This is a genomic window from Mycolicibacterium gadium (genome assembly GCF_010728925.1).
Taxonomy (GTDB): domain Bacteria; phylum Actinomycetota; class Actinomycetes; order Mycobacteriales; family Mycobacteriaceae; genus Mycobacterium; species Mycobacterium gadium.
The window spans coordinates 4280543-4292571 of sequence record NZ_AP022608.1; the positions used below are offsets into that span (position 1 = coordinate 4280543).

The window sequence follows — 12029 nt, forward strand, 5'->3', positions numbered from 1 at the left end:
TCTATCCTTGAGTGGCATCCGTGCACATCGACACCGTGCGAAACCCGGAGAGGCTAGTGCCGCCACGTATCACGCCCATGCGGCTCGAAGCATTCGAGCAGCTGCCCAAGCACGCTCGTCGTTGCGTGTTCTGGGAGGTCGATCCGTCGACCCTGCAGGGTTCGCAAGCGGGTGGAAATCAGCTGTGGGACCCCGAGTTCGAGAAGGAAGCGTGGCTCTCGATGGTCATGCTCGAGTGGGGTGCGTGCGGGCAGATAGCGGTGCAGTGTCCCGATTCGATGGGAGATGACGCCGTGCCGACCGGCGACGAGGCCTGCCTGGGCTACGCGTTTTATGCGCCGCCGCGCGCGGTGCCGCGGGCCCGGTATTTCCCGTCTGGTCCGGTCAGTGCCGACGCGGTACTGCTCACGACCCTGGGGGTGGAACCCGGGGATGGCGCAGATGCCTTACCGCGCACTCTGATCGCGGCGGTGGTCGGCGATCTCGTCCGTCGTGGCGTGCGCGCGCTCGAGGCGTTCGGTCATACCGCCGATGCGTCCGATCTGACCGACCCGCAGGCGGTGTCGCCTGTCCTGCGACCGATCATCGAGGTGCTGGGGGACTGTTCGGTCGACCAATGCGTACTCGATGTCGACGTGCTGCAGGACGCCGGCTTCGTGGTTGTCTCGCCGCATCCGTACTTTCCGCGGCTCCGGCTGGAGTTGGAACAGGGATTGGGCTGGAAGGCCGATGTCGAGGCGGCTCTGGAGCGCCTGCTGGAAAGCGCTCAGCTGCAACAGCCGGTCGGAGCGGGCGCCGGCCCCTGCTAGTAGGGGCGCCAAGCTAGCTCGGGCTGACGCGCCCGGCCTGGTCGACGGAAAGTTCGTGCGCCAGCAGTTCGGCGAAAGTGAATGTGCCAGTAGGGCGATCGTTCTTGCCGAGCAAGTACAGGCGTTTGACCGCGGCCAGGATGCCCTCGGCGATCGAGTCTCGGGTATGGCTCGAGACCAGCAGTCCGCGGTCGCGCGGATTGGTCACGTAGCCGACGTCGACCTGTACCGTGGGCATGCGGGTGAGCCGCAGCAGATCCCACGTCCGGCCGTGGGTGCGGCAGTCACGTAATCCGGTGCGCGCCACAACTTCTCGCTGAATGAAGTCGGCGAGGTTGCGTCCGATGGTGGACACCGAACCGTGTGCGTTGCCGAAGTGAAACGATGCCACGCCGTTGGCGGCCGGGCTCGGCTGGGTGGCGCAGCGCAGGCTGATCATGAGGTCAGCACCCACCGTGTTGGCGGTCATGGCCCGTGCGGCGTCGAACGGCGAACGGTTGACGGGGCGAGACAGGAACGTCTCCATACCGATCGCGGTCATGCGGCCCTCGAGCCGGCTCGCCAGATCCCACAGGATGTCGGCCTCGCTGATCGGGCCGTCGGGGCTCTGCATGATCAGCCCGTGATCGTCACCCCCGCGGCCCGGATCGATGATGATCCTCTTACCGGACAGCCGCGGTCCGGAGCTTCGAACGAGTTCCTCTTCCCGGATCGCGTGGGGAGAGCCACCGGTGACGCGCGAACCCAGAAAGTACAAGGAGCGCAACGTTTCTGGGCCACAGATGCCGTCCGGATACAGCCCGTACTCGCGCTGGTACGACATCAGCGCGTTGTGTGTGTGCAGGCCGAAATGTCCGTCGACCATGTCGGTGTAAAAGCCGAGATCCTGCAGCCGCGCCTGAAGTGTCGCAACGTCGTCGCCGAACATCGGAGCGCCGAACTGATGGTTGAGCGTGCGTGCGCCCAGGCGGTAGGAGGCTTCTTTCAGCGCGCGGTACGTCGCTTCACCGACGATGCCGTCGACCAACAGGCCGCGGTGCTGTTGGAATGCGCGCACCGCATGGTCGAGTTCACCGTCGAACACGTCGAGCGCGACGTGCCGGCCGGTGGTGATGTCGTCGTCCGGATTCTCGACCATGCCCAAGGACGTCAAAGCAGCCCGGATCTCGGTGACCGCACTTCCGCGGTCACCGCGACGCAGACTCGACATAGGCGGCCTTTCGGTCACGGATGCCGGCGGTCGCACAACGCCGACACGACGTAATAAAGCTAGACAGCATTGTCTCAGACGGATCTGCGAATCGAGAAAACGCCAGGCGGGTATCCGCCGGGCCCGAATTTGGGCCCACAGGGCCCACTGGGCCCACCGCGAAGCTAGGGGACGACGCTAGGGGATTGTTACACCACGTCAGCGAGTTCGCGCAGCAAGGCTGCCTTGCCTTTTGCGCCGACGATGCGCTTCACCGGCGCACCGTCCTTGAACAGGATCAACGTCGGAATCGAGACCACCTGAAAATCACGTGCGGTCGCGGGATTCGCGTCGACGTCCAGCTTGGCGACGGTCAACTGACCGGCCTTCTCGCCGGCGATCTCCTCGAGAACGGGGGCGATCATCTTGCACGGCCCGCACCAGGTGGCCCAGAAGTCCACCAGCACAGGGGTACTGCTCGACAACACATCGCTGGAGAACGAATCGTCGGTGACGGTGACGGTGGCCTTTCCGGCCGAGGTCTCAGTCATGGGTACAACTCCTAACGTACGGGGGTAGCGGTTGCTTCATCGCTTGGGGCAGAACCGATTTCGGCGAGCCAACGCTCTGCGTCGATCGACGCCGAACAGCCGGTGCCCGCTGCGGTGATGGCCTGTCGGTAGATGTGATCGACGAGATCGCCCGCGGCGAAGACGCCTTCCACAGAGGTCGCGGTGCTGTGTTGTTTGACCTGCACGTAGCCGTCCTCGTCCAGGTCGACCTGTCCGCGCACCAACTCCGAGCGAGGATCGTGGCCGACGGCGACGAACACGCCGGTCACGTCGAGCTTGGATTCCTCGCCGGTGACGGTGTTGCGCAGTCGCACCCCGCTGACCTTGGGATCACCCTCGATCGCGGTCACCTGGGTGTTGGTCAGGAACGTGATCTTCTCGTTGGCGCGAGCGCGCTCCAGCATGATGCGGGACGCGCGGAACTCCTCGCGGCGGTGCACGATCGTCACGCTGCGGGCGAAACGGGTGAGGAACGTCGCCTCCTCCATCGCGGAGTCGCCGCCGCCGACCACGACGATGTCCTCGTCGCGGAAGAAGAAGCCGTCGCACGTGGCACAGGTGCTCACACCCATGCCGATCAGGGCTTCCTCACCTGGAACTCCCAGGTGGCGGGCTTGCGCGCCCATCGCGAGTATGACGGCGCGCGTTTGATAGGTCTCGTCACCGACGGTGACGGTCTTGATGGGGCCCTCCAGCGAGACGGAGTCGACGTCCTCCATCCGCAGATCGGCGCCGAAGCGCAGCGCCTGTTCGCGCATCTGGTCCATCAATTCCGGCCCAGTGATCCCGTCGCGGAAGCCGGGGTAGTTCTCTACCTCGGTGGTGGTCATCAGCGCGCCGCCGAACTGGATGCCTTCGAATACCAGCGGGGCCAGCTGAGCGCGCGCCGCATAAATGGCGGCGGTGTAGCCCGCAGGCCCTGATCCGATGACGATCAGGTCATGAACCGTGGGGTTGGAGGTCATGAGCGCCTTTCGCCTTTCTGCCGATTCGCAACCGGCACGGGTGTAACACCAGCCTAGGCGTGGGTGTTCCCGCCCGGTCTGGTGGACAGATTACGTCCGACTGACCAAGGACTTCGCCAACAGGCCGGTGTGAGCCCCGCTGCATCCCGGCTCGACCACGACGGCCACGACATCGTCGGGTGACTCGCCGGGAAGCAGCAGCAATACCCCGGGCTGTCCCCGCATGTCCAGTGGCCGGGCGCCCAGCACCGCGGTCCCCGGTGGGTAGCCCAGTCCCGCGAGGCAGGAGCCGCGGCGCCCGGGGTCGGTCAGCGGCCCGTAGTCCGGGGTCCGTGACAGCAGCTCGATGATCTGCGGGCGAGGCAGCGGTATCGCGGTGGACCGCTCGACGGTGATCGTCTTGGCGGTCGGACCGGCGGGAAACGTGGGCGGCTCGGGGCGGTTTACCATCACGGCGCCGACGATGACGGCGGCCACCGCGGCGCCGAGGCCGACGACGAGCCCGATGACCTGCAGCCGCCGCAGCGGCGCCCGTGCGACCGTGTGGGCGGGTTCGGCGCGCAGGGCGGCGAGGACGCGCTCCGTCACCTCCGGCGGCACGTCGGGCGCCGACGCTTCATCCGACCCCAGCTCGGTGAGATCGCGGCGGACGCGCTCGACCACCGCGGGATCGAGGTCGTCCTCGCTGCCGTTGTCCATCGCGTGCTCCCGCCGGTTGCCCTGACGTCAGCCAGTCTCCATCACCGGGGGATTAGACGAAGGCGAGCCCGCCGCGGTTCCATCGAGCGCGAAATAATCGAGCGTCTCGGCGAGTTTGCGTCGGGCGCGCGAACAGCGGCTTTTCACGGTCCCCTCGGCGACACCGAGCATCCGAGCCGTCTCGACCACGGAGTAGCCCTGCATGTCGACCGCAACCACGGCCGCGCGTTGTTCGACGGGCAGCCGCATCAGCGCGCGCTCGACCACGATCGCAGTGTCCACGTGCGGCATGGGGTCGCCGGCGTGGTGGGTGTCGTCGAGCAATGTGGTGGTCGGGCGGGTCTTGTTGCGGCGCAACCGATCCAAGCAGGCGTTCACCACGATGCGATACAGCCAACTGCTGACGGCGGCGTCGTGGCGGAACGCCGGGGCGGTGCGGTGCGCCGACAGCATCGCGTCCTGCATCGCGTCGGCGGCGTCGTCCGGGTTTCGGCTGGTCAGCTGGGCGAGCCGGTACAACTGGCGGTGATGGCGGCGGAACAGCTCCTCGAACGCGTATGGCTCACCCGCGACGTGCGCGGCGAGCAACTCTGCATCGGTGCGTTCCTGTTCGCCGAAGGTCCCCACAGCCGAACACTAAACGGCGCGCAGGGCCCCTTCCGACACATCTTTGCCGGGCTGGGGATGGGCGCGGTTACCCCGCCGCCTTGAGGGTGATCTCTGCGATGTCCGAACGGTTCTCGCCGTCGACGGTGCCCAGGGTCGACACCCAGACCAACAGGTAGGACGTCGGCTCGGCGTTGTCGAGCTCAATGGTGTTCTGACCGGGCTGCAGCGAGGTGGCCGACTTGAGCACGGTCGTATCGGCCAGCGAGGCCGGTGTCGGTGATTGCGCCGACCGGATCTCCACGGCCGTGCCCGTGCTGTTGAGGTTGATGTCGACCTCACCGATCCTGGTGGGCTCGGGCAGTTGCAGAATGAGCCCGACACCGTTCTTGAAGTTCGGGAACGGCACCGGGTCGGTGTACGTGTCGATCGGCCACACGGTCGTCGGGTTGCCGTCGATCGCGAGGCGGGCCTCGGCGGGTGCGTCGGCCTCGCCCTCGGGTGAAAAGACCGTTGCCGAAACGGGTTTCACGGTCTCCCCGGCGCCGGCGTCGCCGGCCTCGGACGTACCCGGCGCATTGAGCCCCAGCTCGTCACCGCCGAGTCCATCGCCGACGTCGCCGAAGATCCGGGTCAGCACAGTCCCCAGCACCACCAGCGCGACGATGAGGATCGCGCCGCCGACGCTGAGGCCGATCAGCAGAGCCTTGCGGCGGCGGGCCTGCGCGTCGGGATCCTCGGGATCTCGCTCGCCGAAGCGGTGCGGCGCAGACGCAGCGATCGGCTCGTCGACGGGCTCGATGAGCTCGGTGCGATCGGCGACCGCGGTGGCCTGCTGCAGCAGGTTCAGCAGCGTCGGCGCGCTACGGATCCCGCCGCCCTCCTGCACGGCGCGGGCCGCCGCCGCCGAGATCTGGAACGGAATCTGACGGTCGACCGAGCGCGGTTCGACCGGCTGTCCGGCGGGATCGAGTTCGGCGGATTCCAAACCGCTGCGCACGCCCGCCTCGCGCAACGGCCACTTGTTGATCAGCAGCGCGTACAGCGCGGCGCCGATACCGCGGATGTCATCTTCGGGGGTGGCATCGGGCAGGGTCGCCGGAAACGCCAGCGCGACGTCGCCTTCGATGCTCACTCGTACGCGGCTGGGGTGATCGATCGACATCGCGACACCCGCGCGGTGCGCCGCCTCTGCGGCGGCCGCCAGCGATTGAATCGCCCGCGCGCCACCAATCGGGGAGGGCGACGTCTCGGCCACCTCGGCCAGGGACCCGCCCCGGATCCACTCCGAAACCACCAGACCACCCGAACCGGTGTTCGCCACGTCGAGCACTCGGGCGACACCGGGCATGTCCAAGCGGCTCAGCTTGAGGGTGGCGGCCAGGATCTTCTGCAACTGCTCGTCTGGCAGCGTCGCGTCCGGGTCGACGAATGTCAGCGCCACCTGGCGATCGAGCGCGGTGTCCAGCGCCTGCCAGAACTGCAGCGTCGGGGGTCCGCCGTGGAAGACGAGCAGCCGGTACCGGCCGCCGCCGATCACCGCGCCGGGGATCAGATGGACATCCTCATCAGACGTCGCCGCCTCGATCGGCGGCTCGCGCGGCACGTCGAAGGGCAGCGATTCACGGGTCGGATCGCCGCCGTAGTCCGACGGCGGCCGGCCGGAGGCCGGGATCGGCGCGGTGCCGTTGGGTTCCGCCGTCGAAAGGCGGGCCGTTGCGCCGAAGTCGACGGGCTCCTGCACGGTCGCCTTGAAATCGGCTGGCGACGGGGCGGCGGGGACATCAGGAGTCGGCACGTCGGGCTGGAAGTCGTCGGCGGACACCGGCGATTCGCCGTCGTTCGGGGGCGGTGGTACCGGGATCTTCGCCGTGGCGGTGTTGTCGGGCACGGAGCCGCCTGCGGGTTCGTTGCTCACCGCTGGTCCTTTCCCCATTCCATCCCTGACAACCTCCCCCGAGGGTTCCCGCTTTCCAACCGGCGGTGCCGGGCGTCGTATTGACGCGGACGAATTCCTCTGACGAGCGTACGTGAGGGGAGTGCGCGGCGGAGGCTGGTCGGGCAGCATTCTCGGTGGTGAGGCCACCCTCCCTCGCCTGCCCTCCGGGCGTGGGCCCAAGGTCTCGGGCACGGGTCGGGCGCGGCCCAGGCGGCGACGCACCGCACCGAGGGCGGCCTCTGCTTCGGGCACCTTGGCCGCGAGAAGCACACCGGCGATCGTCGGCACCATGATCAGGCCCAGCACCAGCAGCCGCAGCAGCGACCCGGCGCCACCCCAGTTGGTGGTCAGCGACTCGAGGCCGAACAGTTGGTCGACGACGTGGGCGATCAGGCCGGCGATCAGCGACGCGAAGATCGTGACGAGGATGGTGCGGACCACCTGCAGGCCGATGAGCCGTCCACCGGGCGGGTTGAGGTTCGCGCGCAGCAGGAAGTAGCCGACTATCGCGCCGGCGAGGAACCCCAGCCCGTTGGCCAGGCCGAGATAACCGGCGACCAGGTCCGGATCGTCGGTGAGGTATGGCGCGGCCACCGACGCGGCGATCTTGACCACGGTGATCACGACGATCAAAGCGATCGGCGTCCACGGCTGCTGCCGTGCGTAGAACACTCGGAGCTGAAGCAGCACCAGGGCATACGGGATCAACGTGAACGCCGACAGCGTGATCGCCATGCCGAGGTAGCCGGCGTCGACATCGCCGAAGTTCCCGTAGGCGAACAACGCGCTGCCGATGGCCGGACCGCCGACCGTCATCATCGCCACGATCGGGATGAGCGTCACCATCGTCAGCCGGGTGGCCAACGACAGGTCGGCCAGCACCGCCGGATTGTCGTTGGCCGCGGCATTGCGGCTCAGCCGCGGCATCACCACCGTCAACACCGTCACGCCGATCATGCCGAAGGGCAGCATCAGGACCAGCCAGGTGTAGTTGTAGATCGCCGGGCCGGAAGCCGCAGCGCCACTGGCGATTCGGTTTCCCACGATCAGGCCGATCTGACTGATCAGCACGTAGAGCACCATCGCCGACGCCATCGCGCCGAACTGTTTCAACCGGTCATCAATGCCCCACAACGGACGCAGGCTGACCCGCTCGCGCCGCAACGCGACGAGCAGCACCACCACCTGCGTCACCGTCCCCAGCGTCATGCCGATGCCGAGGACAAGCAGCTTCGCGTTGCCCATCTGAACCGGATCTACCGAAAGCTCGCCGGGGACAACGAGATAGAGGCCAAGCGTGGCGATCGCGACGACGTTGTTGCACACCGGAGCCCAGGCGGGCGGCCCGAACACGTTGCGGGTGTTGAGGATCGCCATGAACACCGAGGAAAGCCCGTAGAACAGCACCTGCGGCAGCAGCAGATAGGCGAACGCCTTGGTGAGGTCGCGGTTCACCAGGGGGTCGGCGCCGAGCATCAGTTCGACCAGCAGCGGTGCCGACACGATGGCCAGCGCGGTGGTGATCAGCAGCAGGGTGGTCGCCAGGGTGACCAGGCGGCGCACGAACGCCGTTCCGCCGTCGGGGTCGTCGCGTTCGGCGCGGGCGAGCACGGGCACGAAGATCGCGGTGAACGTCGCCTCCAGCACCAGTGCGGCGATGAGGTTCGGGAGTTGATAGGCCACCGAGAACGCACTGGACAGTGCGGCGCCGAGGATGGTGGCGATCAGCACGATGCGGGCGAACCCGGTGAGCCGACTGATCAGGGTTGCGAACGCCATTCCCCACGAGCGCGAGACGACCGCGGCGTCCGACAATTCGGGGCGTCCGGCGCGACGCCGGGGTGCGGGGCCGCGGGGCAGCCGTGGCGGTGGGGCCGAACTCCTGCGGGGCGGCGGCGGTGGGGGACCGGGCAGCGGGTTGCGGGCGCCGACCGGCCGTGGCGGCCCGGTTCGCGATGGTGGCGTCGGGGGGCCGCCGGGGACGGGACTCATTTCTCCCCGGTCTGAGCAACCGTGTCCTCGTCGAAGCGCATCGCGACCTCGAGGGGATCGGGTCTGTCGAGGTCGGCGCGGTCGGGCTGGCCGCGGAATCGGTGCCACAGCCGTCTGCCGACGAGCAGCGCGAGGATCGCCCCACCGGTCAGCGTGATGAAGAACAGCACCTTGCCATATGCGTTGGAGTGCACCGAAAGCCGCACGGGTTCGCCGAGTGGTAGACCGTCGGCGGTGCGCAGTGCCACGTCGACGGCGACGCGCTGGGTGAAGTGCACCTCGATCGGAACCTTGAGCGGCAGGAAGCCAGGCGGCGCCACGATCTCGCCGATGTCGGTCACGGTCATGCCCGGCGGCGCGTCGACGTCCAGCCGCACCCGGATCGGCACGGGAAGGTTGTTGCGCACGGCGAGCGGGAGGGGGCTGCGTTCGGTCGCCAGCGTGTAGGAGCCGCCGGGGTTGACGATGGTGACAGCGTTGAACAGGTCTTCGACTGTGCGGCTCACCGTCGTGAGCCGTTGCTGCGCAAGGCCGTTGCGCGCATCCGGTCGGACCGACTGGCTCAGCGCACGCAGCAAGTCCTCACGCAGCGGCGCCGTGTACCCGTAGCCGGTGAGGCCCGTGCGTTCGTCGGTGGTCAGTGCAGTCGTCAGACCCCACAGCCGGGCCGTCACCGCCGCGATGCCGGACACCACGGCGTCGTCGAACCGCCCGCGCGAATCCCCGAGGTTGGCTTCGGGCAGCGGCGCGATGCGCTGCGGCGGTACGGCATAGCCGTCGGTGATCACCTGGGTCAGCGGGCGCGGCCGCGCCATCCCGGCGTTGATCATGGTGGCCGCCGCGGTGAGGATCGCCTGTGCGTCCGCCGGCTGTGGGCTCCACGCCATCGGCGGCATCAGGATCTCGGTGCGCGGCTCGATGTCGGGCTGCAGTGCTCGCCACATCATCGCGCCGACGGCGTCTTGTCTGCGCGCCACTTCCGAACCGTGGTGCAGGGGGACATCCAGGGAAGGGTCGAGGTACGAGGGTGCGACCGGTTCGGCCCCCGCCCCGGCCAGCGCGGCGCCCACCGCGGGGTCGAACGGCGCCGCGACGACGTTCGGCGCGTAGCGCACCGGCCGCAGTTCGGCGGGTTCTGGCGCGGCGTTCGCACCGTCGGAATCCGAGGCCGTGACTTCGGCGGCGCCGATCGCGACGGTCTGCTCTGCGCTGGCCTGCGGGCGGGGGCCCAGGGCGGACAGCAGCTGCACCGCCGGCCCGGTGAGGGGTCCGTCGCCGATGAGGCTGGCGCCGCGGACCGACGCGATCCCGAGGATCTGGTCGACGATGTCGCCGGCGGACTTCACCGCGATGGTGGAGAGCCCGGGGTCACCGACCCGGTGCAGCGCGTCCAGGTCGGCCTGCGCGTAGGTGGTCGAGACGACGCACATGCGCTGCGCGAGGCCGCGGAGCCGGTTGAGCCAGGCCACGGCGGCGTCCTGGCCGGTGCCGGGGTGCGTCGGGGTGCCCGGCCCGGCGTCGGGACCGTCGTTGACGACGTAGCCGCCGGTCATGGCGTTGACGGTGACGAGCAAATCGGGGTCGACGGCCAGGCACGTCGCGAGGCGGACGTTCCCCTCGGGATCGACCTGCGGGCCGGTGGCGAACTCGACGGCGGACAGCAGGGTATCGAGCCGTCCACCGGGTGCCAGGGACGTCGCGAGGTCGTCGTCGGTGAGCCGGATCGGTGTGGTGCCACCGGGGGCGCCCGCGGCCAGCCGCGGCCGGTCGGCGATGGGCCACAGCAGGGTCAGGCCGACCGGTTTGGAGGTGTCCGGCGGGACCACCGCCGTCAGCGCGTCGTCGGCGTCGGCGGCCGGGTCGGGCGGGACGCCGAGCACCGGCAGCAGGAACCGGGCGTCATCGAGGCGTGCGGGCGACCCGTAGTCGGGCGTCCCGTTGACGTTGACCATCACTGGGTAGACGCCGGGCCGCTCGATGCCGAGCGACGGTTGTTCCGCGGACCGCAGCGGGTAGGACAGCGTGAACGGGACAGCGCCCCCACGCGCCAATTCTGGTGCAAGAGTGACGAATTGGGCCACCGGCTCGAACTGATCGACGTTGCCTGCGAGGTTGGTGCGCAGCCCCGCCGACGACGTGACGGCCGCGGCGTCCTCGAGGCGCACCATCACGTCACGCACGGGACGATCGCCGACGTTCTCCACGGTGCCGGCGACGGTCACGACGGGTTCGCTGGTCGTGGTGACGACCTCGGGGGTGACGCGGTCGATGCGCACCGTCAGGAACGGCGTCGAGCCGGGTTCACCGGCGGCGGCGGGGGGGATCGCCAGCGGCACGGCGAACATCGCCAACATCCCGACCGCGAGTAGCAGGCGCGCCACCGCCACAGGGGACATACGCGGCCCTGGGCCCACGGCCGAAGGGCAGGGGACCGTGATCACGGCCCTTGGCCGCAGCCGTTCGTCCGCCGAGTTGTCTTTTCGTCGGGACGACGGTTGCGGGTGTGCGAGTGCGTCTGGGCCCGTCGCCGCGGCGAGGTCCGTGGCAGCGGCGGCAACGCGGCGGGCCCGTCCGCGTGCAATCTGTCGATGAGCTCACCGGCGACCTCGGCGAGCCGGCGTTCGTCGGCGTAGGCCAACCGCGACGGCAGCTCCTTAAGTGGCACCCAGGCCACCTCGCTGACCTCGACGTCCTCGTCGGACAGCTCTCCCTCGAGGAATCGCATCAGATAATGGTGCACGGTTTTGTGCACTCGGCGCCCCTCGGTGACGAACCAGTAGTCGATGCTGCCCAGCGCGGCCAGCACGCTGCCCTGGATTCCGGTCTCTTCGGCGACCTCGCGAATGGCGGTCTGCTCGGCGGTCTCACCGAGTTCGATATGGCCCTTCGGCAGCGACCAGAGCATCCGGCCGCGCCGGTCGGTGCGTCCGATGAGGGCGGCTACCTGGCCGTCTTTGGCCCCGTCGATGCCGTCGATGACGAGCCCGCCCGCCGAGGTCTCGTGGACGGTGCGCAACCGGTCCGGTGGCCGGCGCGGACGCGACTTCTGCGGCTTGGGCTGGGCGTTTACCTGGTCTTTTGCACCGTTGACCGACGAGTTGTTGTGGTGTTCGGCCGGCTGGGGACCGGACTCGGGAGGGCCTGCCGCGCGGCGGCCGCGACGTCGCCCGCGGCGCCGTCGTGGTCTTGCATGTTCGCCGTCCGACACCCAAGCGATAGTAGCTGCCACGCAGTATCGCTCCCGCCACACTCACCGGT

The 12029-nt window shown here is 68.8% G+C and carries 9 protein-coding genes; 1 reads left to right on the plus strand and 8 read right to left on the minus strand.

The genetic code is table 11. The features are described from left to right. Window positions 1–56 precede the first annotated feature (56 nt). On the plus strand, window positions 57–809 hold the full coding sequence (locus G6N36_RS21150) for an acetyltransferase (protein WP_163690793.1): 753 nt from the start codon (window positions 57–59) through the stop codon (window positions 807–809). 13 nt (window positions 810–822) lie between these two features. Here G6N36_RS21150 and G6N36_RS21155 read toward each other — a convergent pair whose 3' ends face one another. From G6N36_RS21155 to G6N36_RS21190, 8 genes are all read right to left on the minus strand, one after another. Next, entirely contained in the window at window positions 823–2019 is a 1197-nt protein-coding gene (locus G6N36_RS21155; protein ID WP_163688803.1) for an N-acetylmuramoyl-L-alanine amidase, read from the minus strand. Window positions 2020–2207: 188 nt separating this feature from the next. Then, window positions 2208–2549, minus strand: a complete 342-nt coding sequence (gene trxA, locus G6N36_RS21160) for a thioredoxin (RefSeq protein ID WP_163688804.1) — start codon at window positions 2547–2549, stop codon at window positions 2208–2210. An 11-nt stretch (window positions 2550–2560) separates the two neighbouring features. After that, complete coding sequence (gene trxB / locus G6N36_RS21165; protein ID WP_163688805.1) at window positions 2561–3535, minus strand: thioredoxin-disulfide reductase; 975 nt, start codon at window positions 3533–3535, stop codon at window positions 2561–2563. A gap of 90 nt (window positions 3536–3625) precedes the next feature. Continuing rightward, on the minus strand, window positions 3626–4234 hold the full coding sequence (locus G6N36_RS21170) for an RsmA family anti-sigma factor (protein WP_163688806.1): 609 nt from the start codon (window positions 4232–4234) through the stop codon (window positions 3626–3628). 27 nt (window positions 4235–4261) lie between these two features. After that, window positions 4262–4861, minus strand: a complete 600-nt coding sequence (sigM, locus tag G6N36_RS21175; protein WP_163688807.1) for an RNA polymerase sigma factor SigM — start codon at window positions 4859–4861, stop codon at window positions 4262–4264. Window positions 4862–4928: 67 nt separating this feature from the next. Further along, window positions 4929–8771, minus strand: a complete 3843-nt coding sequence (gene murJ / locus G6N36_RS21180) for a murein biosynthesis integral membrane protein MurJ (RefSeq protein WP_163688808.1) — start codon at window positions 8769–8771, stop codon at window positions 4929–4931. Continuing rightward, the gene (locus G6N36_RS21185) at window positions 8768–11167 is read right to left on the minus strand and encodes a DUF6049 family protein (RefSeq protein WP_163688809.1); all 2400 of its coding nucleotides are present in this window, start codon (window positions 11165–11167) and stop codon (window positions 8768–8770) included. Before G6N36_RS21185 ends, murJ begins: the two co-directional genes overlap by 4 nt. Before the next feature lie 41 nt (window positions 11168–11208). Continuing rightward, a complete protein-coding gene (locus G6N36_RS21190; RefSeq protein WP_163688810.1) occupies window positions 11209–11979 on the minus strand; it encodes an NUDIX hydrolase in 771 nt (256 codons plus the stop codon). Between the last annotated feature and the right edge of the window lie 50 nt (window positions 11980–12029).

Coding starts and splice junctions, on each gene's coding strand:
- G6N36_RS21155 (WP_163688803.1), bottom strand. CDS start 2,019: ATGTCGAGTCTGCGTCGCGGTGACCGCGGAAGTGCGGTCACCGAGATC.
- trxA (WP_163688804.1), bottom strand. CDS start 2,549: ATGACTGAGACCTCGGCCGGAAAGGCCACCGTCACCGTCACCGACGAT.
- trxB (WP_163688805.1), bottom strand. CDS start 3,535: ATGACCTCCAACCCCACGGTTCATGACCTGATCGTCATCGGATCAGGG.
- G6N36_RS21170 (WP_163688806.1), bottom strand. CDS start 4,234: ATGGACAACGGCAGCGAGGACGACCTCGATCCCGCGGTGGTCGAGCGC.
- murJ (WP_163688808.1), bottom strand. CDS start 8,771: ATGAGTCCCGTCCCCGGCGGCCCCCCGACGCCACCATCGCGAACCGGG.
- G6N36_RS21185 (WP_163688809.1), bottom strand. CDS start 11,167: ATGTCCCCTGTGGCGGTGGCGCGCCTGCTACTCGCGGTCGGGATGTTG.